Below are 23,586 nucleotides of genomic sequence, written 5' to 3'. Positions count from 1 at the left end.
TCGATCGGCGCGGCCGACGGACCCGAATCGCCACCACAGCCCGTTCAGCCGGCGGCGAACACCCCCTCGGCCACGACGACGTCGTCACCGATCGGACGCGTGATCGACCAGTGCTGAGTGAATCGGCAGACCGACATCCGCCACTTCCCACCCTCGAGACGGGATTCGTCGTGATATTCGCCCACTGACACCGTCTCAGTCCGTTGGACGGTGTTGACCTGGCGGAATCGCAGCGACCAGCGACCACGTGCGCTGTCGGGTCCGGTCACTTCGATCTCCGGGTGTCCTCCCGTGTGCATGTCGAGAACGACGTACCGGCCGTCGACCTTCGCGAGGGCGACTCGCTCGAAGACCGCGACCATCGGCGCGGCGTCGTCGAAGGTGCCGAGGGGCCCGTAATCGATGATCGCACCGTCGGTGATGAACGACGCACGGAAGCCGTCCACGTCTTTCGCATCGCATGCCCGCCAGTAGTTGTGCTTGAGCGCCGTTATGTCGGAGATCGCCGTCAATGCGGCGATCTGTGCCGAAAAGGTGTCCATCAGCTCACGGTAATGCTCACGATGAGCGAAAGCTCACAATTAGATCGATCGATCGACTACGTTTATCGACCATGGACGTCTCACGGATGAAATGGCGAAGTCTCGCCGCCGCCCTCCTGGTGCCCGTCATCGCCGTCGTGCCGCTGCTGACCCCGCAGGCCGCCATCGCAGAGCCCGCCACTCCCGCCTACGACATCGCGAACGGCTGCTTCGCGATGTCGGCGATCGGCGGCGCCGCGCTGCCGGGCAAGGGGCCGTCCACCGCCAAGGCCGCCGCGCTCGGCAAGTTCCTGTTCTACGACACCGCGGGCACACTGCTGACAGCCAAGGGCAGCAAGGCCGTCCGGACTGCGACACCGACTGACGACGCGATCTGGAAAGTCGACCGGACCGGTTCCACATACCGGTTCACTTCAACCAAGGGACTGACCCGCGCTGTCCGAGTGACCCCGGCCACCGGGTGTCGCGCCTTCCCCGAGGCGCAGGTCGACGTGAACGGGCCGACTCAGACCGGGACCGACGCAGACGGGCGACTCCAGGGCTTCGTGGACTCGCACGCGCACCTCATGGCCGAACAGTCCTCGGCGGCCGGATGCACTGCGGCCGCCCGTTCAGTCCTCTCGGCATCACCGTCGCACTTGCGGACTGCCCCGATCACCGACCCGACGGCATTCCGGCGGTCAGCGAGCACATCCTCAGCAGACCCGGCCCGCATGACACGAAGGGTTGGCCGACCTTCAAGGGGTATCCCGCCTGGTACTCGCTCACTCACGAGCAGACGTACTACAAGTGGATCGAGAGGACGTGGCGATCCGGACTACGCGTCCTCAACAACTACTACGTCCAGAACCGCGTCCTGTGCGAGATCTACCCGCTGTCCGACGAACCGTGCAACGAGATGGAGTCCGTCCGAATCCAGCACCGTCGGCTGCTGCAGCTTCGGGACTACATCGACGCGCAGGCGGGCGGGCCGGGTAAGGGCTTCTTCCAGATCGCGACCAATTCCCAGGAACTGCGCCGTATCGTCGCGTCCGGCAAACTCGCTGTCACGCTGGGCATCGAGATCTCCGAGCCGTTCGGCTGCGGCGCGGTCGGAGGACGTCCGCTGTGCTCCAGTGCCGACATCGACCGTGGGCTCGACGAACTTCACGGCCTCGGAGTCCGACAGGTGATTCTCACTCACAAGTTCGACAACGCCCTGGGCGGTGCACGCATGGACGGCGGCCTCACGGGCGTCGGCGTCGAGATCGGTCAGGTCTACGCGGGCGGCGGACTCTGGCAGGTCGGCAAGTGCCCGGGTCACACGCATGACAACGATGCGGTCGGGCGCGGCTCGGAGCGCTGCAACGTCCGAGGCCTCACCCGCCTCGGCGAGTACGCGGTCAGAGCCACGATCAAGCGGAACATGGTGGTCGACGTCGATCATCTGTCGGCGAAGTCGTCCGACCGTGCGCTCGACATCGTCAGTGCTCTCCGCTATCCGGGTGTCGTCTCGTCCCATTCGTGGACCGACGAGCTGAACTACCGTCGCATCATGGCGGCGGGCGGCGTCGTCGGCCTGTACGGCGGTGAGACCGAGTCGTTCATCGACGAGTGGCGAGAGGCACGCAAGGCCGCGCCGAAAGACCGCCCGTTCGGCCTCGGGTTCGGTCCGGACATGAACGGGCTGGGCGCGCAGGCGCCACCGCGGAAGACTGGAACACCTGTCACCTACCCCTTCACCATGCCGAACGGCGCCGTCGTCAGTCGCCAGCGGACCGGTGTACGAGTATTCGACGTGACGAAGGACGGCACCGCCCACTACGGCCTCCTTCCCGACTGGATCCAGGGGATGCGGCTTCAGGCGGGCGCTGACGGCGCCGCACTGGTCGCTGACCTGTACCGGGCGGCGGAATCGTACGCCGCGATGTGGGAACGTGTGGAGGCCTACCGGCCATGACGGCGCTCCCCCGCAGAGTTGTCGGCGGGTACGCCGCCGGAAGCGTCGGCACCGGAGGCTTCGGCGTCCTGCCGGGGCTCGTCCTCGCGTACTACCTGACCGACACTCTCGGGGTGGCCGCCCTCATCGCGTCGATCGTCGTGGTCATACCCAAGGCGATCGATGTGGTGATCAACCCGGTCATCGGCGCGATCAGCGACCGAGCGGCCGCCGCGACGGGCACGCGAACGCGACTGATGCGGCTCGGCGCATTCGCGCTAGTTCCCGCGTTCATCCTCACCTTCAGCACACCGCAGTCGTTCGGGCCTGCGGCGGCCGCGGCCTGGGTGCTGCTGTTCTTCACCCTCAGCGCCGTCGCTTACGCGTGCTTCCAGGTTCCATACGTGGCGCTGCCCACCGAACTGACACCCGACTACAACGAGCGAACCCGACTCATCTCGGTTCGGATCGCGGTGCTCGCTTTGACGATCCTGGTGATCGGGGCGGGTGCACCCGCCGTGCGAGACGCTCTCGGCGGCGGAGCCGTCGGCTACGCGGTCATGGCGGTCGCGTCCGTCGCCCTCATCGCGACGGGGATGACGGTCGCGACCTCGTTCGCCGCGACCAGGGCCCGCCCGGTCACCGGCGCCGACGCCACGGACCTGCATCACCGCGACGCATTCACCGCGTTCACGACCAACACCCACTACCGGATTCTGCTGACCGTCTACGTCCTGCAGGCTCTCGCCTCGGCGGTCATGCTCGCGGGTGCTCAGTATGTGGCGACGTATGTGCTCGAGGACAAGGGCGCATTGACGATCGTGTTCGTCGCACTGGTCGCGCCCGCGCTTCTGGTGATGCCCCTGTGGGTGCGGGTCGGTGTACGCCAAGGCAAACGCGCAGGTCTGCTCGCGGCGTCAGTCCTGTTCGGCGTCGCGGCGCTCGGCCTGTCCGGGGCGGTCGCCGCACCGGGGCCGTGGATGTTCGCGCTCGTCGCGATCGCGGGTGTCGGCTACGCCGGCATGCAGACGTTCCCCCTCGCGATGTTGCCCGATGTGATCGATGAAGTGTCGCAGGATCGAGGACGTGATCAGGGCGGTGCACTCTCCGGCTTGTGGACGGCGGGCGAGACGCTCGGCCTCGCGCTCGGTCCCGGCGTCTACCTGCTCGTGTTGGCCGCCACCGGCTTCGTCTCCTCCAGCGGGGACGAGACGGCACAGCAGACCGACCTCGCTCGCACGGGCATCTCCCTCGGGTTCTCGTTGCTGCCCGCCCTGCTCGTCGCGGTCAGCGTCGCAGTCCTCCTCCGCTACGAACGAAAGACGACACAGTGACCTCACCGGGCAGTCCCATCGACGACGTCCTCGACGAACTCGCGTCCAGGCGGGCCGGCGACGCTCCGACGCACGGCGGACGGATCCTGTCGTACGTCTACGATCCCGGACTCGCCGAGATCGACCGCCTCGCCGCTGACGCAGCCGCCATGGTCCAGCCGGTCAACGGTCTCGATCCGACTGTCTTCGGCTCGGTCGCGTCGTGCGAACGAGATCTGATCACCTTCGCGCGCACCGCGTTCGGATCGGACGACGCGGTGGGATCGATCACGTCCGGCGGAACCGAGAGCTGCGTGCTCGCCGTTCTCGCGGCTCGCGAGCACTCCGGAACCCGCGCCGGATCCGGCAGCATCGTGATGCCGTCCACTGCCCACGCAGCGTTCGACAAGGCCGCGAAACTCCTCGGTGTCACCGCGCGCCGGGTACCCGTCGACCCCATCACCACCCGCGTCGACCCGCAAGCGATGGCCGGCGCCGTCACCGACGACACGTTCCTGCTTGTCGCATCCGCTCCGAACTACCCGACCGGAGCCCTCGACCCGATCGAGGAGATCGGAGCAGTCGCGCTCGACCTCGGACTGCCGTTGCACGTCGACGCGTGCCTCGGCGGATTCGCGCTGGCGTGGTGGCCGGAGGAGTTGCCTGCCTGGGACCTCCGGGTGCCCGGCGTGACGAGCCTGTCCGCCGACTTCCACAAGTACGGATACGCGCCCAAGGGCGCGTCGATTCTGTTGCACACCGACCGTGACCGTCATCGTGCCGCGTACTTCGCGACCACCGACTGGCCCGGATACCCGATCGTCAACGCCACCTTGCTCGGTTCCAGATCGGCGGCGGGGCTCGCGTCAGCCTGGGCGATCACCCGCCATCTGGGCGCCGAGGGGTTCAGCAAGCTGGTCGGCGACATCTCCTCGGCCCAGTCTGCACTGATCGACACCATCCGGAACATCGACGGACTCCGCGTGGTCGGTGATCCGCAGGGACCCGTTTTCGCCGTCGCCGCCGACCACGACGCCCCCGACCCCGTCGACCCGCATCGTTGGGCCGATGAAGTGGCCGCACGTGGATTCATCCTTCAGGCCCAGCCCGGGTTCACGCAGAGTGACGGAACGGTTCTCGCACCGAGCACCCATCTAACGATCACCCCTGTCACCGAGAGGATCGTCGGAGAGTTGTCGGAGGCGTTGGTGCTGGGAGCGGCCGACGCACGTGGAGTCGCGCCCGCTCAGGCACCCGCCGCATTGGCCGAACTCGGTGCAGCGTTCGCCTCGGGTGCCGTCGGTGTCGACGACGCGCTCGGTCTCGACTCCGCGACGACCGAGGCGGTGCTCGTCGGTGCGGGAATCGATCCGCACACCGACCCCGCCGCCGCGTCGGACGCGTTGGACCTGAGCGCGGTGATAGCGGCGATCGACCTTCTGCCGCGGCCGGTCACCGCGAAGATGCTGACCGAGTTCCTCGCCGCCTTCACCAACCCCTAGCTGTACTTCCCCGACACCTAGCTCACAGCGAACGAGAGATGATCTCCTTCATGATCTCGTTGGTTCCGCCGTAGATCATCTGGACACGGTTGTCGGCCCACATGCGAGCGATCGGGTACTCGTTCATGTAGCCGTAGCCGCCGAAGAGCTGCAGGCAGGTGTCGGCGACCTGCATGGCGCGGTCGGTGGTCCACCACTTCGCCATGGCCACCGTCGGGATGTCGAGCTCGCCGCGCAGGTGCTTCTCCATGCAGTCGTCGAGGAACACGCGGGCCACGTGAGCTTCGGTGGCGACCTCGGCCAGCTTGAACTTGGTGTTCTGGAATCCGAACACCGGGCGACCGAACGCGGTGCGTTCCTTGGTGTAGGCGACGGTCTTCTCCAACGCGACCTCCATGCCCGCCACCGAAGCGACGGCGATGATGAGGCGTTCCTGCGGAAGCTGCGTCATGAGCTGGATGAAGCCGAGGCCCTCCTGCTCGCCGAGCAGGTTCGACTGCGGGACGCGGACGCCGGAGAAACTCAGTTCCGCGGTGTCCTGACCGCGCATGCCGACCTTGTCGAGGATTCGGCCTCGGCTGAAACCTTCGCGGTCGGTCTCGACCAGGACGAGCGAGATACCCTTCGCACCCTCGTTGGAATCGGTCTTGACCACGACGATCACCAGATCGGCCTGACCACCGTTGGTGATGAAGGTCTTGGAGCCGTCGATGACGTAGTCGTCACCGTCTTTGACTGCCTTGGTCTTGATGTTCTGCAGGTCCGAACCTGTACCCGGCTCGGTCATCGCGATCGCGCCGACGACCTCTCCCGACGCCATCTTCGGAAGCCACGTCTTCTTCTGCTCTTCGGAGCCGTACGCCAAGATGTAGTGAGCGACGATCCCGTTGTGCAGGCTCTGGCCCCAGGCGGAGTCGACGACACGCGCCTGCTCTTCGATCAGGACGGCCTCGTGAGCGAAGGTGCCGCCGCCGCCGCCGTACTCCTCGGGAATCGACATGCCGAGAAGGCCGACCTCGCCTGCCTTGGTCCACAGGTCACGATCGACGTGATGCTGCTCGATGTACCGCTCGGTGTTGGGCGCGATCTCCTTCTCGCAGAAGGCGCGGGCCATCTCACGCAGTGCGGACAGATCCTCGGTTTCCCAGCTGGGACGAGCCATGGTGTTCATACCAATCTTCGGTGACTTTTTTCGATCGCCGCGATCTTAACACTGACCAATGACAAGGTCCGGTGGGGATGACCCCACCGGACCTTGACCAGTTCGGAAACTCTTCGCTCCGAGGCGACTCGCTACTTCGCGATCAGCCCTTCGCGTTGCCCTTCTTCCACGTCGACCACGGGATGTTCCAGTCGCCGAGGCCGTCGGTGCCCGGCAGCGGGTCGCCGATCGTGTTCTTGACGGTCACCGGGTCGCCGCGCAGTGTGTTGCGCACTGTCCACAGCGCGTCGTCCGGGCTGAGGTTGAGGCAGCCGTGACTGGTGTTCGTGTTGCCCTGTGCCCACACCGACCAGGGTGCCGAGTGCAGGTAGATGCCGCTGTAGGACATCTGAGTGGCGTAGTCGACCGGCGTGCGGTAGCCGTCAGCCGAGTTCGTGGGGACGCCGTAGGTGGACGAGTCCATGATGATGTGGTCGACGCGGTCGCCGATCATGTAGATGCCGTTGTTCGTGGGCGCGGATTCCTTGCCCATCGACGTCGGCATGGTCCGGATGACCTTGCCGTTCTTCTTGACGACGACCATCTTGTCGTTGTCGTCGACGAACATCTCGAGGTCGCGGCCGACCTTGAAGCTCGACGAGGCGTTCTCCTGGCCGAAGGTGCCGTTGCCGAGGTCGATGCCGAAGATGTTGACCTTGACGTTCACCTTGGTGCCCGAGGCCCAGTAGTTCTCGGGACGCCAGCGGACTTCCTGATCACTGATCCAGTAGAAAGCACCCTCGACGGCCGGAGTGGACGTGATCTTGATGGCGTCCTGCGCGGCCTTGCGGTTGCCGATCGCCTCGTCGAAGCGGACCGAGACGGTCTGCGCGACGCCGACGGTCTCGCCGTCCGGCGGGCCGATGTAGGCAGCGGTCTGGTTCTCGGGCGAACGGGTCCGGAACTTGGTGGTCTGCACGGTCTTGCCGCCGACGCCGGTGGCCGTCGCGTTGACCGTGTAGGTCCGGTCGTAGCCGAACGGCTCGGCGCTTGTCCAGGTGGTGCCGTCGTCGCTCAACTCACCCTTGATGAGACCACCGTCGGACTTCTTGATGCGCACATCGGAGATGGCGCCCTCGGTGGCCTTGACGACGACCGGACGGCCCGGCTGAACGCCGAGTTCGTTCTTCGTCAGCGGCTTGCCGTCCTCGTCGGTGATCGAGACGGCAGGCTTGATCATGTCGCCGAACTCGCCGTTCGCGTGCACTTCCGTGTCGTAGCCGCTGACGCCGCTGCACGCCGAGAGGAATGCGGTGGCCGCGACCATCAAAGCGACTGCAGAGGTCGCTTTGACGCGAGGTCGACGGAGGCCGCTCCGAGTGATGCCCATCTTGCTCCCAAAACTGTGTGACCCGTAAACGGACCGGTATTCCGTTTTCTCGATTGTACGAGACGCCGAACACGTTTCACGTATCCGACATTGACCGTCATCCCCCACCACACGACCGGCCATCGCCCACCCCTACGCCGCCCAACGGCGTAGCGGCAGGTCAATGGCGATTCAGCCTGCGAGGATTCGCGTTCGAGAGTACCGACACCCTCCGACAAGCACCACCGAGGACGCACAGGATCACAGTCGGAGCATTCAGCCGAACGACGCGTCCACCTAGAGTCGTAGTCGAGGTTTGGACGTCTACTTGGCCCGCGGAGCGGCGACATCCGGGTAACCGCCGGGGAACTCCGACGACTCGTAGGTGATCACCCCGTCCTTCTCGTCGACGAATTCACCGTCGCAACGCCCGGACAGCGCTGTCGCGATCGCGGCCTGTCCTGCCGGATCGATAGTCTCCACCATGTGCTCGACACCGACGTCCGGCAGCGGCGAGTAGCCCCGCACCGGGGTCACACGGCACTGTCCACCGTCGAGGTGGCCGCTCGCCCATTCCCGCTCGCTGCGGATGCCGAAGTATGCGGTGTCCCCAGGGGTGTCGTCCCCCGCGTTGACCTGGGTGATGTAGTCGGTGCCCGGGCAGACCAGTCGCGCCTGCCCCCGCTGCGAGCAGCCGCCCATCGAGCCGTACTGCGGCGCTCCGACCGCGATGTACGCGGCGACCTTCGACGCGCCCCCGAGTTCCTTCAGATACCAGCGGGCCGTCAGTCCGCCGATGCTGTGTCCGACGAGCGCGATCTTCGCACTCGGTCGATCGGCACGGATCCGGTCGACCGCAGCCCCGATCTTCGCCGGATCCTCGCGCAGTTCCGTGCCCGCGAGCTCGAGGACATGCGTCCGGTATCCCTTGTCGCGCAGAGTCGCGGCGAGCGGCTGATATGGCGTGCCGCCGAAGGTCTGGCCCGGAACGATCACGACATCGGTGATACCCGCGTCGCGCGTCGGCTTCTCCGCGGACACCGCTCCGGTTCCGACCATCGACGCGGCGAGGACGGCAGCGGCACCGAGGACGGCAGCTCTCCTGATCATCATGGTGAATTAGGTTAGCGTCACCTAGCTTCGAATGGACGAGGCTGAGGCGGACGCCACACGACGCGGATGAGGACCGGCTCTCGCCGGCAACGAAAAAGACCCCCTCCGACTGGAGGGGGTCTTTTTCCTATGTGCGCCATCAGGGACTCGAACCCCGAACCCGCTGATTAAGAGTCAGCTGCTCTGCCAATTGAGCTAATGGCGCTTGGCCTTGCGAGAAGAAACATTAACAGTAGATGTAACCAGAACAAAAATCGGCTGGTCAGACTCTATTTTCAGCTCTTCTCGCGGCTCATCAGCGGACGATCTTGCGAATCACGACCACAACGGCGAGCGCGCCGACTCCGATGAGGCCGAACTTCACCGGGGGGCTCGCCAGCACAGCGAGGGCCTTGCTCTTCGCGTCGTTCGCGAGACGTTCCGGATTGGCGCGCACGGCGAGCTGATCGAGCGTCTTGGCCAGCTCCTCGCGCGCCTGTGCGATTTCTTTCTCGATCCGTTCGGTTTCCCCGGCCACGGCGTCTCCACTTCTGCTTGTTGTGTCTGTGCAGGCAAGCCTACTTGTGCAGACCAGCCTATAAGGGCTGTGGCGCATGGCGGCCGATCAGGTCGGGCGATCGGATAGCCTGGCGGTATGTCGGAGAACGCACGCCTCACCGTTGGTGACAAGGCCCCGGAATTCACCCTGCTCGACTCCACTGAGAAGCCCGTGTCACTCGCGGACTACGAGGGCCGCAAGGTGATCGTCTACTTCTACCCCGCCGCCATGACACCCGGCTGCACCAAGCAGGCGTGCGACTTCCGCGACAGTCTCGCCGAACTCACCGGTCAGGGCATCGACGTCGTCGGCATCTCCCCCGACAAGCCCGCCAAGCTCGCCAAGTTCGTCGAACGCGACGAGCTGACGTTCCCGCTGCTCAGCGACCCCGAGAAAGAAGTACTGACGGCGTGGGGCGCGTTCGGCGAGAAGAAGCTGTACGGGAAGGTCGTGCAGGGCGTCATCCGGTCGACATTCCTCGTCGATGAGAACGGTGTGATCGAAGCAGCCCAGTACAACGTGCGCGCCACCGGCCACGTCGCCAAGTTGCGCCGCGACCTCTCAGTCTAGCGGCACCGCTCCCAGTGGAACTCGTTCCCCGCAAGCGTCCGACCCAAGAGCGCAGTCGGCGCACGTTCGACTCCATCCTGTCGTCCGCGCGCGAGGTGCTCATCGACGTCGGATTCGAATCGTTGACGTGTGAACAGATCGCCCAGCGCGCCGACCTGCCGATCGGCACCATCTACCAGTACTTCGCCAACAAGTACGTCGTGGTGTGCGAACTCGACCGGCAGGACACGACCGCCGTCAGCAACGAGCTGTCGGCGTTCGCCGCCGAGATCCCGTCCCTCAAATGGCCTGAGCTGTTGGAGAAGTTCCTCGATCACCTCGCGGAACTGTGGCGCACGGACCCGTCGAGGCGCGCGGTGTGGCTGGCCGTCCAGTCGACGCCTGCGACGCGAGCGACCGCGTCGATCACCGAGAAGATCCTGGCCGAGCAGGTCGCGCGGATCCTCGCGCCGCTAACCCCGACGTCGGAGAGACAACGACGTCAGATGATGGCCGAGGTGCTGGTCCACGCGTCGTACTCGCTGCTGAGCTTCTCGGTGCAGGAGCCGCACGATCATCAGAAGGTCGTCGGCGAGCTCAAGCGGATGCTCGCCGGCTACCTGCTCCTTGAGGACGCCGTCAGCCGCTGAAGCGTCAGGCTTCCTCGAGGATCGCGACCGCTGCGGCCATGTCGCCGTCGTGCGTCAACGACACGTGGATCCGCAGGTGTCCGATCTGCTCGGCCAGGTCGCCGTGCAGACGGATGCGCGGACGGCCGTGGGCGTCCGACTGCACCTCCACCTCGTTCACCGCCGTCTCGGGCAGCACCGGCGCCAGACCGAACCGGCTCGACGACCACGCCTTGATCACGGCTTCACGCGCCGCCCAGCGCGCCGCGAGGTGACGGTCGTCGGCACCGGTCCGGTCGGCCGAATCCCGACGTTCGCCTACCGAGAACCGGCGGGCGAACGTCGAGCCGGGCTGCTTGAGCTGCTCGGCGAACTCAGTCACCGACACCATGTCGATGCCGACTCCGACGATGCTCATCGTGCATCCGGTGTGGTCATGCGTACGAGCCCTCTGCGTCGAGACGGACCTCCGGGTTCAGCAGGAGCGACGCCTCAGCGGTGTGCTCGTCGCCGTCGCCGAGACGACGGTCCGCCGGCCGCTGGTAGGCGGGTTCACCGCCGCACATGGCCGAGAGCAGACGCTGCTGTCCGTCACGCAGTCGAGCTGCGGCCGCGCGTCGGTAGTCCGCGCGCGCGTTCTCGTCGAGCGACGAGACGAACGCCTCGGGATGGACCACGGCGATGAGACCGGAGACGTGCCCGAAGCCGAGGCTGGTCAGCAGGCCGGCCTTGAGCGGGAAACGCTCTCCCATCCGCAGGGTCTCCCGCGGCCACACCAGGTGCGGGTACTCGGCCATCTTCTCGTCGACGCAGTCGAGACTGCGGTTCGGCGGGACCACGCCCTCGCGGAGCACCTGGCACAGGCCGATCAGCTGGAATGCCGCCGCGCCGCCCTTGGCGTGACCGGTCAGCGACTTCTGCGACACGACGAACAGCGGAGCTCCGTCGCCACGGCCGATCGCACCGGCGAGACGCTCATGCAGTTCCGACTCGTTCGGGTCGTTGGCCCGGGTCGACGTGTCGTGCTTGGACACGACTGCGACATCGTCGGGGCTCACACCGAGCGAGGCGAGGGATGTGGCCAACGGGGACAGTTTCTGTCCACGAGCCGCACCGAGTGCGCCGAGGCCCGGAGCCGGGATCGACGTGTGAACGCCGTCGCCGAAGCTCTGCGCCCATGCCACCACACCGAGGACCGGAAGCCCGAGCTGGGCTGCGACGTCGCCGCGAGCCAGAAGGACGGTTCCGCCGCCCGCCGACTCGACGAATCCGCTGCGTCGACGGTCGTTGGCTCGCGAGTAGCGACGTTCGTCGATGCCCTTGGCCTTCATCGCCGCCGAATCGGCGGTCGCCGACATGTCGCCGAAGCCGACGATGCCTTCGATGCCGACGTCGTCGAAGCCGCCCGCCACTGCGAACAGCGCCTTGCCGAGGCGGATCTTGTCTGCGCCCTCCTCGACCGAGACGGCCGCGGTGGCGCACGCGGCGACCGGGTGAATCATGGCGCCGTAGCTGCCGATGTACGACTGCACGACGTGCGCGGCGACCACATTGGGCAGCGCTTCCTGCAGGATGTCGTTCGCCTTCGACTCGCCGAGCAGCGTGTCGACGTACAGCGAACGCATCGACGTCATGCCACCCATGCCGGTGCCCTGGGTGTTGGCGACCAGACCGGGGTGGACCCACCGCATCAGTTCCGACGGGGTGAGGCCCGCAGTGATGAACGCGTCGACGGTCGCGACGAGGTTCCACAGGGCGACGCGGTCGACCGACTCCGCCATGTCGGGCGAGACGCCCCAGCGGACCGGGTCGAAGCCTGTCGGGATCTGGCCGCCGACGGTGCGCGAGAGTTCGAAGCGACGCGGGACGCGGATCTCGGTGCCCGCCAGGCGGGTCACGCTCCAGTCGCCGGACTCGGTGGCCACGATGCGCGTGCGCTCCGGGTCAGCCGACGCGAACGCACGAGCGGCGGCCTCGTTCGGAACGGTGAACGTGAGGTCCTCGTCGAGGAACACCGACTCGAGCAGCGGCGACGAGTTGTCGACCATCGCGCCCTCGTCGACGTAGCGGCGGATGCCGCATCGAGCGACGACCTCGTCGTGGTAGCGGTCGGCGATGTCGGCCTCGGCGACCGGATCGCCCGACTCGACGTCGTACCAGCCCGGCTTCGGGGTCTCCTCCCAGGTGACGAGACCGGTGTTCCATGCGAGTTCGAGAACGCCTGCGGCCGACAGCTTCTCGTCGACCTCCATCTCGAATCGGGTACGCGACGAACCGTAGGGTCCCACCTCACCCGCGCCGACGATGACAACCATGTCCTCAGGGCGGGCCGTGATCTCCGGCCACTCATGAGCGGTCGGGAGGTCGGCGCGTGCCGGGAACGGGAGTGCCGCGACCAGCGGGTTGACCGGCTCGTCGACGTCCGTCTCGGGCTCGTCGACGGTGTCGGCCGCAGCGGCCTTCGCCAATGCCTTCAGATCGATGTTCGGATCGAGCCCGGCGGTCAGATCGGCGACGATCGGCTCCACCCGGGCCTGTGCGCGCTTGTCGGCGGTGCACAGCGACACGAGCTCGCCTGCCATCTCCTCGGTGCTCCACGTGCGGACACCCGCCGCCTCCACTGCGGCGACCATGCCGTCGTTGCCGCCCATGAGGCCGGTCCCGCGAACCCACCCGATGAGGGCGTGCGCGATCGTGGTGCGCGATCCCCACGACTCCTCGGCGCCCCAGCGGGTGACGAGCGCGTCGAGCGCCGCCTTCGACTCGCCGTACGCACCGTCACCGCCGAACATGCCACGATTGGGCGAGCCCGGCAGGACCACGTGCAGGCGCGAGTCGAGGTCGTGATCTGCACCGATGGCGCCGAGACCAGCGATCATCCGTTCCACGGACCACAGGAGGACCTTCATCTCCATCTCGGCACGACCACCAGCGTCGGTGAGGTCGCCCGCGACCCGAGGTGCTGCGAACGGGAACAGCAGGGTCGGCGTCATGGCCCGCTTGATGACACCCGTAGTGGCGCCGAGGTTCTCGGTCTGCTCGGTGCCGATCCACTCGACGACGGCGTCCACGTCGACGTACGACGCGAGGTTCGCCGGCACCACCCAGAGCGCGGCGCAGTGGCTCGCGTGGTCTCGGTAGAGCTCCTTGTAGAACCCGAGGCGTTCGCTGCTCAATCGCGAGGTGGTCGCGACGACCGTCGCTCCCCCGCTCAAGAGCTCTCCGACGACCGACGCGGCGATCGAGTCGGGCGATGCACCGGTCACGACGGCGACGTCGTCCGCGAAGGCTCCTGCCTGCGTCGACTGCGCCGCCTCGGCGATCGCGGCGAACAGACGGGCGTGCACACGGAAGCCCCTGTGCAGTGCTTTGCCCTGCCACCAGGTGGCGTGCTCGGCGACGGTCTCGCCGCTGCCCGCCAGCCGGGCGACGATGCGATCGTGGTCGGCATCGATCGTGGTCTCGTCGAGCAGCCACAAGCGTGCGAGGTCTTCACGAGCGCTGGCCCAACGGTCGTCCAGGAGGACGGCGCGCTGCTCGTCGAACGACGGAGTGACGGTGCGGACCCAGTCCGCGCCGAGCTCGTCGCTGATCCGCTGTGCGGCGACGGCGTTCGGGTCGTCGAGGATCTCCTCGGTCGACGCCGTCGAGGTGAGGCCGAGCTTCGCGAGGATCGTGTTTGCCGTGGCCGCAAGGACTCCGTCCTTGCCGCCCATGTGCTCGGCGAGTGCGTCGAGTGCAGCCGAGTCGACTGCACCTCCCGCTGCTCCGCCCGCCGCGGGCAGTTCCACACTGATGCCGCGGGCCGCACCGACCGAGCGGACCGCCCGGTCGACGAGGTTGTCGAGATCGTTCACCGTGGTGACGGCGCTCTCGAGCAGGTCGCCGAGATCGCCGCCGCGGACACTGGCGCCGTCGCGCGATCCGAGCGCGACCGCGACGAGCGTGTGCTGCGCCCATCCACCACCGAGTTGCCACGTGTCGGTCACACGGTCGACGATGTAGTTCTGACGCTTGTTGACGGGTCCGGCCACCTTGCGGATCTGATCGCCGACGGCGTCGGTGAGGACGTCGCCGAGCGGCTTGTACCCGCGGGCCATCGTCTCGACTGTTGCAGCGAGAGCGTGCATCTCCGCCTCTGCGGCACCGTCGATGGCGCCGAGGCCGAGCTCGCCGCCGATGTCGAGCAGCAACTGGTTGCGTCGGGACGACACACCGTCGCACAGGGACTCGATCGTGTCCGCGGAGCCGATCTGCGACGGTGTCATCTTGGTCCAGAGCGAGATGACTGCGCGGACCGCGTCGGCGGGACCGAACGTGATGTCGTCCGGGCGCGGACCGGCGGCTGCAGCGACTGGTGCGGCGGCGGCGACTGGTGCGGCTTCGACGGCCGCCTCGGCCGGCGCCGTTTCACCTTCCTCAGGGTCCTCGACCGGTTCTGGGGCACTGTCCTCGGCACGCAGGAGCTGTTCATCGGTCTGCGCGTTGAGGACTTCGGTGACCGCTGCGCCATACGGCGGCAGCTTGAGGGTGTTGCGGGCGAGCCCGGTCAGTGTCGGGGCCGACTTGACGCCGACCTCGACGAAGCGATCGATCCCGAGTCCGCCCTGTTCGACGGTCGAGAACAGCAGGTCTTGCGTCTCGATCCACCGGACCGGACTGGCGAACTGCCACGCCAGGAGCTCGATGAGGATGACCCGGGCGAGTTCGGCCGGACGGGCCTCCCACGACTCCCAGTCGGCGAGAACTGCGTCGAGCGGCTCGGACGGAACCAGATCGGCGATCTCCTGGACGAAGTCGCGGCCCAGGTTGAACAGGCGCGGGACGAGGTTCGGGATGTAGTTGCCGACGAGGATGTCGGGGTCGATGACCTCCGGCAGGAGTTCGTCGAGCTTCCCGCGGAACTCCGGCACACCGGCACGCAGAACCGTCGAGTGGAACGGCACGTCGATGCCGGGGACGAGGATGAACGCCCGCTTGCCGCCGAACTCGGCGCGACGCCGGTCGATCTCGGTTTCGAGCAGTTCGAGCCCGCGGACGGTGCCGGCGATCGCGTACTGGGACCCGAGCAGGTTGAGGTTGACCACCTGCAGGAACTCATCTGCGTCGGCGCCGATTCCGGAGACGAACGCCTCGACGTCGGCGTCGGCCAGACCGAACTGGCTCGGTCGGATCGCTGCGAGACGGTAGTCGCTTCGGCCCTTCGCGTCGCGGGGAACCAGGTGATGCATGGCGCTGCCGCGCTGGAACACGACTTCGAGGACCGCTTCGAGCGGCAGCACACCGGCGCAGGCGGCGAGTGCGTTGTACTCGCCGACCGAGTGGCCACAGGTGATCGAGTCTTCGACGTATGCGCCCGCTTCTCGCAGTTCAGCGATCTGCGCGACGCCGAGTGTGGCCATCGCGACCTGCGTGAACTGCGTCAGGAACAGCACCCCGTCCGGGTGGAAGTATCGTTCGCCGTTGGCGACGAGTGTTGTCGGGTTGTCGCGAACCACCGCGAGGATGGAGAAGCCGAGCGTCTCGCGGGTGTGCTTGTCGGCGCGGTCCCAGATGTCGCGGGCGGCAGCACTGCGTGACCGAGCTTCCAGGCCCATGCCCTTGCTCTGGATGCCCTGGCCGGGGAACGCGTAGACGGTCCGCGGCGCGGCGAGCAGTCCGGTGGCCGCCATCACGAGCTCACCGTCGACCTTGGCGGTCACCTCGATGACTTCGCGACCGGAGTCGATTCCGACACGGTCGACACGGACGTCCACGGCGTCGCCGAGACGGACCATGCCCAGGTAGCGCGCGGTCCAACCGAGCAGAGCGCGCGGTGCGGGGGTCGGCTGACCGGAGTCGGAGGCGGTCACGACCTGCTGGGCGAGCGCCGAGAGCCACATGCCGTGGACGATCGGGTCGCCGAGTCCGGCCAGGCGGGCCGCGAGCGGATCGGTGTGGATGGGGTTGCGGTCGCCCGAGACGACGGCGAAGCCGTGCATGCGGGACGGTGCGTTGACCGTCACCGATCGCAGGTGCTTACGGGTGCCGGTCCGCTCGTCGCTCAGTGCGCCGCCGGCCCGGGCCGGGTCGGCCAGGCTCGCGTCGCCGGTGCGGCCGCGGATCGCGAAGCGCTCGACGAGCTGGGCGATCGGGGTGTCGCCGTCGGTGACGGTCACCTCGACCTCGACGACGCGTCCCACGTCGGCGTCGCTGACGCCGACGCAGCGCGCTGCGACGGTCAGGTCTGTGTCGACTGTCGGGAGCGCGGTCTCCAGGGTGATGGCGTGATCCAGGTGGACCAGGTCGAGCAGCCCTTCGACCACTGGTCGGCCGTCATCGGTCGAGACTCCGCCGATCACGCTGAACACCGTCGGCCAGCAAGCCACGACGAGCGCGTCGGGCACCGCGAAACCGTTGGGCGACGACGGCGTGGTCGCGCCGAATCGAGTCGGAAGACCCGACGACGTCGCGCCGCTGTGATCGGCGACCGAATCGGCGCGCCACGCGACGGTGCCGGAGGTAGCGCCGTCGGTGAGAGTGAGCAGATCGCCGCCTGCGGCGACGGTGAGCAGGTCGCGCATGGCATCGGCTGCGCCCGCGGTGGTGACGCGGGGGCTGCCGCCGTCGACCACCTTGAGGTCGCCGGTGAACGGGATGCGCAGGATCGAGCCGGACACCGGGATCACCAGGTCGAGACGGATCTCGTCGTCCGCGGTCTCCGCGTCCGGGACGTAAGCGATCATCGCGCCCGTGGAGTGCTCGGCGTACTCGCCGTCGTACACGGTCCATGCCTCGCGGTCGCCGAGGAGAGCGATGGGATTGCGGACCTGGCGACCTGCCCAGAGCACGTCTTCGGCTTCGATCAGAATGCTGAGCGGCCCGGACTCGCTGACGATGCCCCGCCGACGACGCGCGGCGACGACCTGCGCCTGCTCACCGGAGGTGCGCAGATCGGCGACGACCTGGGCTTCGAATCGATTCAGCAGGTCGCCGACCGGCTCGTCGACCTGGGTGATGCCGGACACCGCGACAGTGCCCGGGATGATGCAGACCTCGTCTGCGGAGTAGCGGGCGTCGTGCGCCTGCCAGAGGGAGTCCGAACGCCACCAGCGGCGGACGTCCTTGTCGATGACGGGGACGAAGTTGACGGGCTTGCCGGGCGTGCGGCACTGCTCCAGGAAGAACGCCACATCCGCGGGATGCAGGATGTCGGCCTCGACAGCGGGAAAGGTCTCGGCCAGGCGAGCGATCGCACCGTGCGCGTCGTCCACCCGGACGCCGAACAGCGACTCGAACTCGCCTGTGTCGAGGTGGTGCATCCGGGCCTCGGTGCGCCGGAGCATGTCGACGAAACGCTGCTCCCACGTGATGTCGGCCCATGCGTACTCGCCGTCGGCGCCCACTGCGAGCTCGGCGAAGCGGGTGAGCCACTCGAGGTAGGTCATGGTGCTGACGTCGCCGAAGTACGGCTTGGCGGTGCGCTCCATCGCGGCGATGATCTCGTCGCGTCGCTCGGCCACGGCGTCGGCATCGCCCGCCACCTCGTCGAGGAGGCGACCGCAGCGTGACGCTGAATTGTCGATCTCGTGGATGTCCGCGCCGAGCTGGCTGCGGCCCGAAGCCATGCCGGCCTCACTGTGGCCCGCGCCGATCCAGGTGTCGCAGCCCTCGGTGTCGACGAGCAGCTGCTTCACCTCGGGTGAGGTGGTGGCCTCCAGCGTCGCCATCGCGGCCGTGCCGATCAGGATGCCGTCCAGCGGCATCGACGGGTAGTCGTACCGCGCGGACCATTCGCCGGTCAGGTACTCCGACGCGCGTTCGGGGGTTCCGATGCCTCCGCCGACGCAGACGACGACGTTCGGTCGGTCGCGGAGCTCGCCGTAGGTGGCGAGGAGCAGGTCGTCGAGATCTTCCCACGAGTGATGGCCGCCTGCGCGTCCGCCTTCGATCTGAACGATGACCGGGAACTGCGGAACCGCGATCGCGATGCGGATGACGGCGCGGATCTGGTCGACGGTGCCCGGCTTGAAGGCGACGTAGTGCAGACCCGCGTCGTTCAGTTCGCCGACGAGATCCACCGCCTCGTCGAGCTCGGGGATGCCCGCGGTGATGATGACACCGTCGAACGGAGCCCCCTGGGCGCGAGCCTTCTGCACGAGGCGCTTGCCGCCGAGCTGCAGCTTCCACAGGTAGGGGTCGAGGAACAGCGAGTTGAACTGCACCTGGCGGTTCTCGTCGAGCAGATCGGTGAGCTTGGCGACGTTGGACGCGAAGATCTCCTCGGTCACCTGTCCGCCGCCTGCGAGCTCGGCCCAGTGGCCCGCATTGGCGGCCGCCGCGACGATCGCCGGGTCGACGGTGGTCGGGGTCATGCCCGCGAGGAGCATCGGCGATCGGCCGGTGAGTCGAGTGAAAGCTGTGTCGACGACGGTGCGGCCTGTCGGCAGCGACACGAGGCGCGGCGAGAAGGCCGACCACGGCCGCGCGACGGCGGGGGCGCTGCCCGGAACGAAGAGACTGCGCTGGCCACGACGGGTGGCGGCGGCGATGACGCCGACGCCCTGTCCACGGACCAGCGGGGCGGCCAGTCGAGCGCCGAGATCGGCCGGGCCGAAGTCGATGATCCACGATGCACCCGAGGCGACGGCGTCGCCGATCTGGTCCACCCAGTCGACGGGGTCCACGAGAATGCGGGTCGCGAGACGGCCCGCGAACTGCGGGTCGAGCCCGGAGAGGCCTGCCCATTCGACGACGAGGTCGACGGCGGGCGCGAGATCGGGATGGTGGAACGGCACGGTGACGGCCAGTTCCTCGAAGGTCGGTGCGAACGGCTTTCCGCCGGTCAGCTTGGCCTTGCGGTCTGCGGCTTCGGCGGTTGCGCGACGCGCGCACAGCGCCTGGAATCCGGTCAGATGACGCGGTGACCCCGAGAGGACGATCGATCGTCGGTTGTTGACGATGGCGACGGTCGGCAGTCCCGAGGTCCCGGCGGGCAGCGACGCGCGGTATTCGTCGAGCATCGCGTCGATCTCGCGCGGCGGGACGCCGTTGACCGCGACCATCGGCGAGGTGCCCTCGGTGGTCTGATCTGCGGAGCCGAGCAGCCCGAGGCGGCGGGCGGTGACGGTCGCCGCTGCGCCCATGAGCTGAGCGATGGCGAGCAGCGCGGCGTCGTCGGCTTCGCGGGGATGCTCGGCGGTGGTGATGGCCTCGACGGCGAGGAGCCCCTGCGAGTGGCCGATGACCGCGCTCGCCGGGAGCCTGCTCGGGTCCAGACCCTGCTTCGACAGGTTGGCGATGGCCGCGATCTGAGCGAGGAGGATGCCCGGGACCGACAGCTCAGCGGCCGCGAGCTCGGCGTCTGTCGGCACGTCGCGGTCCTCGTCGATGGCGGCGATCCAGTCGGCAGGCGCGAAACGATCGCCGCCTGCGGCGGCCAGACGATCGGCGACGGGCTCGAGGGAACGCGTGGCGGAGTCGACGATCGCGGAGATCCGTCGGCCGAGGTCGGCGTCGGCGACGAGCTCGGCGAGGGTCGGCAACCACGGCCCACCCTGTCCGCCGAAGCTGATCGCATAGCTCTCGCCGGCCGCGAAGCGGTCGATCAGACTCGTCGAACCGTCGTCGGTTGAGGTTGCTCGATCGCCGGTACGGAACTGGTCGAGGGTCACGGATACTCCTGTCGGCCTGTGTGGGGGAACTCGGCAATAGTGCCACAGAAACATGAGGGATCCCTCATGTTTCATGGTGACCGGGAGGTATACCCACTGGTAGACCCGTCGGTAACCACTCGGACCTGCGCCGCCGGAAAGTCCAGTGACTGTGGTCACACGCGCCGACGGACGCGCCGCGTCATCCGCAGAAACGACGTGTATCCCCCACTTCACGCCGATACGTACTAGATTTCGAGCCAGAAAATTCGCAGTGAATCGCACACCGGGTGCGATCGCGCGGGGAGGAGCACCATCCATGAACCGTTCATACCGACTCGTCGCCGGAGCGTTCGCAGGAGTCGTCGCAGCGTCGGTCATCCTGACCGGGTGCTCCAGCAGCGACGACAGCGGCAGCAGCTCGACGACCGCAGCCTCCGATTCGGCCGCGAAATCCACCCTCGACGCCGCGGCCACCGCGACCGAGGCCCTGACCGGTGCACACATCGTGCTGTCCATCGACGGCAAGTTGCAGAGCCTGAACGCCACCAAAGTCGAGGCCGACGTCGAGACCAAGCCCGAGCTCAAGGGCAAGGGACGGACCACCCTGAACATGGGCAACCGCACAACCGAGGCTCCGTTCGTCTACATCGACGGCAAGCTGTACGCCGACGTCGCCGACAAGGGCTACCAGGACTACGGCGACGGCCGATCCATCTACGACGTCTCGAAGATCCTCGACTCGAAGAACGGCGTCCCCGCCATCCTTCGTGCACTCCAGGGCGCCAACAAGGCAGGCACCGAGACCGTCAACGGCGTCGAGACCACCAAGATCACCGGCACCGTCAGCGGCAAGGACCTCGCAGGTCTCGCATCGACACCGTCCACCGGTGAGCTCGCCGAAGCGACCTACGACGCCACCGTCTTCGTCACCAACGACGGCAAGAACAACGTCGCCAGGGTCGTCGTCTCCCCCGCCAAGGACGCCACACTGACCGTCGACATCAGCAAGTGGGGCCAGAAGGTCGACGTGACCAAGCCGAAGAACGTCGAGGCGCCCACCGCGAAGCCGAAGTCGACAACGTCGGGCGAGACCCCGCGTGAGAAGACCGGCAGCTGACCCTCTCGTCCCCCTTCCTTCCTCTCTTCCACAGGAGAAACACCATGAACATCCGCAAGCGTCTCGTCACCGCGGGACTGATCGCCGTCGGAGTCGGCTCCGCGCTCACCGTCCCGTCCATCGTCGACCCCGCTCCGGCGCACGCCTACAGCTACTACGGCGCGATCGCGCTCTCGCCGAGCACCGGGCAGACCGGTCGCTCATGGGACTACGACAACTCCCGTGACGCCGCAAACGTCGCGTTGAGCTACTGCTCGTACTCCGACTGCAAGGTCGTGACTCAGTTCGTCAACGGCTGCGGTGCCATCGCCAAGGGCACGAACTACTGGGGCTACGGCACGGCGAACCACCTGTACACAGCCCAGTCGTACGCCCGCTACTACTCCGAGGGCGGCTACATCTACGACTGGGTCTGCACCTCCGGGCACAGCTGATCTCCGCCGGCCGACGGCCCGGGAGCGCACAAGCGCGCCCGGGCCGTTAGTTTTGTTCCATGTCGACCGTTCCCTGCGTGTTCTGCGACATCGTCGCCGGACGCGGACCCGCACACCTCGTCTACTCCGACGAGCACGTCGTCGCGTTCCTCGACCGAGCTCCTGTCACCCGCGGCCACACGCTCGTGATTCCGCGGAAACACTCGTCCGGCCTGTCCGACCTCGATCCAGCACTCGGCACTCCCCTGTTCGCGGCGGCTCAACGGATCGCCGACGCCATGAAGACCCTCGAGTTCGGCGCGCACGGCGTCAACCTCGCAGTCAATGACGGCCGCGCCGCGATGCAGACCGTGTTCCACACTCACCTGCACGTCGTGCCACGGCGGGTCGGCGACAAACTCTCGTTCGCCACGGGGCTCGTCACTCGCCGCGCAGGCGATCTCGCGACGACCGCAGCGCACCTCCGATCCCTGATCGGAGACCGCACGTGACGGACACCGAACGGGCCGCCGAGCTCATCGCGCATGCCGAGCGGACTGTCGTCTTCACCGGTGCGGGCATGTCGGCCGAGAGCGGCATCCCGACGTTCCGCGACGCCCTCGTCGGGATGTGGGAGAACCACGACCCGATGACCCTCGCCTCGCCGGAGGGCTGGACGGCCGACCGAGACCTCGTGTGGGACTGGTACGCGCAGCGTGCGAACGACGTCCGCCGTGTCGACCCGAATGACGGACACATCGCGCTCGCGCAGTTGGCCGTCGCCGCACGCATCGACGGTCGTGCGGTCAGGGTGATCACGCAGAACGTCGACGATCTCCATGAACGTGCAGGCAGCACGGTCGCGAGTCACCTCCACGGCAGCCTGTTCGCGCCCCGCTGCGAATCCTGTCGGCGTCCCGAGAGCGCGGATACAGCGCTCATCACACCCCGGCCGATGTGCCCGCTGTGCTGCGACTCCCTGCGGCCCGGCGTCGTCTGGTTCGGCGAACTGCTTCCTCGCGACGCCTGGGCTGCGGCATCGGATGCGGTCGCCGCCTGCGACCTGATGATCGTGATCGGGACGAGCGGAGTCGTTCAACCTGCCGCGAGTCTTCCCGAACGAGCACATGTCGAGGGAGTCCCCATCATCGAGGTGAACCCGGAGCCGTCAGAGCTCACGCGGTTGGCGACCATCCGTCTCGCCGGATCTGCAGCCGAGACGCTTCCGCGGGTGATCGGATGACCGACACATCGGCCGATCTCGACGACACCATCCGCCTGGAACTGGAGTTCCTCACCTCACTCGTCTGGGCTCCGGCGGCAGTGTCGCTCGCCGCCGTGCACGCGCTGGTCGGCGGACGGGACGATCGCGACCCCTCGTCGCGGGACGTGCTCCCCGTCGACACCGAGCTCTTCCTTCGTCCGGTTCACACCGCCGTCTTCGCCGCCGTGGTGGCCCGCACGGACGCCGGACTGCCGGTGACCCCGACGCTTCTCACCGAGAGCATCGCCGATCCGAAAGAGAAGGCGAGCCTGCGAAGTGTGCTTCTCGACATCGCCGCGCCGTCGGGTGCGGGGCCGCTTCCGGGAGGCGCCGACGTCGCGCATCTCGCAGTCGCGCTCATCGACCATTGGTACCGGCGCGGATACCCGACGCTCCTGGCTCGGATGTCGCTCGCCTGCGAGGAGTCTCCGACTGCGGACCTCGCCGACTTCTGGCGGGCGCTCACCGATCATCAACAGATCGCCGAAGCCAGGTGGCTCAGCGTCCGTCAACGGTTGATGCTCGTCTGAGCGTGACCCGGGT

At 67.4% G+C, this 23,586-nt stretch carries 17 protein-coding genes and 1 tRNA gene; 10 read left to right on the top strand and 8 right to left on the bottom strand.

Annotation, left to right across the window (positions count from 1 at the left end; genetic code table 11):
* Positions 1–44 precede the first annotated feature (44 nt).
* The gene (locus GM1_RS11130; RefSeq protein WP_008378862.1) at positions 45–542 is read right to left on the bottom strand and encodes a nuclear transport factor 2 family protein; all 498 of its coding nucleotides are present in this window, start codon (positions 540–542) and stop codon (positions 45–47) included.
* A gap of 592 nt (positions 543–1,134) precedes the next feature.
* On the opposite strand from GM1_RS11130, the gene GM1_RS11125 reads away from it, so the two are divergent.
* From GM1_RS11125 to GM1_RS11115, 3 genes are read left to right on the top strand one after another with little or no spacing between them, the layout of a single operon-like run.
* Entirely contained in the window at positions 1,135–2,481 is a 1,347-nt protein-coding gene (locus GM1_RS11125) for an amidohydrolase family protein (protein ID WP_008378860.1), read from the top strand.
* Positions 2,478–3,794 (top strand): MFS transporter, encoded by a 1,317-nt coding sequence (locus GM1_RS11120; protein WP_008378858.1) that lies wholly within the window; start codon positions 2,478–2,480, stop codon positions 3,792–3,794. Before GM1_RS11125 ends, GM1_RS11120 begins: the two co-directional genes overlap by 4 nt.
* Positions 3,791–5,275, top strand: a complete 1,485-nt coding sequence (locus GM1_RS11115) for a pyridoxal phosphate-dependent decarboxylase family protein (RefSeq protein WP_008378856.1) — start codon at positions 3,791–3,793, stop codon at positions 5,273–5,275. The genes GM1_RS11120 and GM1_RS11115 overlap by 4 nt, the downstream gene beginning before the upstream one ends.
* A gap of 22 nt (positions 5,276–5,297) precedes the next feature.
* Here GM1_RS11115 and GM1_RS11110 read toward each other — a convergent pair whose 3' ends face one another.
* The 5 genes from GM1_RS11110 to GM1_RS11090 form a co-directional block, all read right to left on the bottom strand.
* Positions 5,298–6,437, bottom strand: a complete 1,140-nt coding sequence (locus GM1_RS11110) for an acyl-CoA dehydrogenase family protein (RefSeq protein ID WP_040519946.1) — start codon at positions 6,435–6,437, stop codon at positions 5,298–5,300.
* A 142-nt stretch (positions 6,438–6,579) separates the two neighbouring features.
* The gene (locus GM1_RS11105) at positions 6,580–7,806 is read right to left on the bottom strand and encodes a L,D-transpeptidase (RefSeq protein WP_040519915.1); all 1,227 of its coding nucleotides are present in this window, start codon (positions 7,804–7,806) and stop codon (positions 6,580–6,582) included.
* Positions 7,807–8,109: 303 nt separating this feature from the next.
* The gene (locus GM1_RS11100; RefSeq protein WP_008378849.1) at positions 8,110–8,898 is read right to left on the bottom strand and encodes an esterase/lipase family protein; all 789 of its coding nucleotides are present in this window, start codon (positions 8,896–8,898) and stop codon (positions 8,110–8,112) included.
* A gap of 132 nt (positions 8,899–9,030) precedes the next feature.
* Positions 9,031–9,103: transfer RNA gene (locus tag GM1_RS11095), tRNA-Lys, on the bottom strand.
* Between the two features lie 90 nt (positions 9,104–9,193).
* Positions 9,194–9,415, bottom strand: a complete 222-nt coding sequence (locus tag GM1_RS11090; protein ID WP_008378848.1) for a DUF3618 domain-containing protein — start codon at positions 9,413–9,415, stop codon at positions 9,194–9,196.
* 117 nt (positions 9,416–9,532) lie between these two features.
* On the opposite strand from GM1_RS11090, the gene bcp reads away from it, so the two are divergent.
* The gene (bcp, locus tag GM1_RS11085; protein ID WP_008378846.1) at positions 9,533–10,006 is read left to right on the top strand and encodes a thioredoxin-dependent thiol peroxidase; all 474 of its coding nucleotides are present in this window, start codon (positions 9,533–9,535) and stop codon (positions 10,004–10,006) included.
* Positions 10,007–10,020: 14 nt separating this feature from the next.
* A complete protein-coding gene (locus tag GM1_RS11080; RefSeq protein ID WP_008378844.1) occupies positions 10,021–10,635 on the top strand; it encodes a TetR/AcrR family transcriptional regulator in 615 nt (204 codons plus the stop codon).
* Between the two features lie 4 nt (positions 10,636–10,639).
* On the opposite strand, the gene acpS is transcribed toward GM1_RS11080, so the two are convergent.
* Entirely contained in the window at positions 10,640–11,032 is a 393-nt protein-coding gene (acpS, locus tag GM1_RS11075) for a holo-ACP synthase AcpS (protein ID WP_008378843.1), read from the bottom strand.
* A 16-nt stretch (positions 11,033–11,048) separates the two neighbouring features.
* A complete protein-coding gene (locus tag GM1_RS11070) occupies positions 11,049–20,267 on the bottom strand; it encodes a type I polyketide synthase (RefSeq protein ID WP_008378841.1) in 9,219 nt (3,072 codons plus the stop codon).
* A 298-nt stretch (positions 20,268–20,565) separates the two neighbouring features.
* Between GM1_RS11070 and GM1_RS11065 the strand changes: the two genes are divergently transcribed.
* From GM1_RS11065 to GM1_RS11045, 5 genes are read left to right on the top strand one after another with little or no spacing between them, the layout of a single operon-like run.
* Entirely contained in the window at positions 20,566–21,366 is an 801-nt protein-coding gene (locus GM1_RS11065) for an LppX_LprAFG lipoprotein (RefSeq protein ID WP_008378839.1), read from the top strand.
* Between the two features lie 44 nt (positions 21,367–21,410).
* On the top strand, positions 21,411–21,800 hold the full coding sequence (locus GM1_RS11060) for a DUF4189 domain-containing protein (protein WP_008378837.1): 390 nt from the start codon (positions 21,411–21,413) through the stop codon (positions 21,798–21,800).
* A gap of 59 nt (positions 21,801–21,859) precedes the next feature.
* The gene (locus GM1_RS11055) at positions 21,860–22,291 is read left to right on the top strand and encodes an HIT family protein (protein WP_008378835.1); all 432 of its coding nucleotides are present in this window, start codon (positions 21,860–21,862) and stop codon (positions 22,289–22,291) included.
* On the top strand, positions 22,288–23,022 hold the full coding sequence (locus tag GM1_RS11050; protein WP_008378834.1) for an SIR2 family NAD-dependent protein deacylase: 735 nt from the start codon (positions 22,288–22,290) through the stop codon (positions 23,020–23,022). Before GM1_RS11055 ends, GM1_RS11050 begins: the two co-directional genes overlap by 4 nt.
* Positions 23,019–23,573, top strand: coding sequence for a hypothetical protein (locus GM1_RS11045; RefSeq protein WP_008378832.1), 555 nt, complete (start codon positions 23,019–23,021; stop codon positions 23,571–23,573). Before GM1_RS11050 ends, GM1_RS11045 begins: the two co-directional genes overlap by 4 nt.
* Positions 23,574–23,586: the final 13 nt, after the last annotated feature.

It is taken from the genome of Gordonia malaquae NBRC 108250, from assembly GCF_000344135.1.
Taxonomy (GTDB): Bacteria; Actinomycetota; Actinomycetes; order Mycobacteriales; family Mycobacteriaceae; genus Gordonia; species Gordonia malaquae.
The sequence above is the reverse complement of the archived record's forward strand: the minus strand, read 5'-3'. Positions and strand labels throughout refer to the sequence as shown.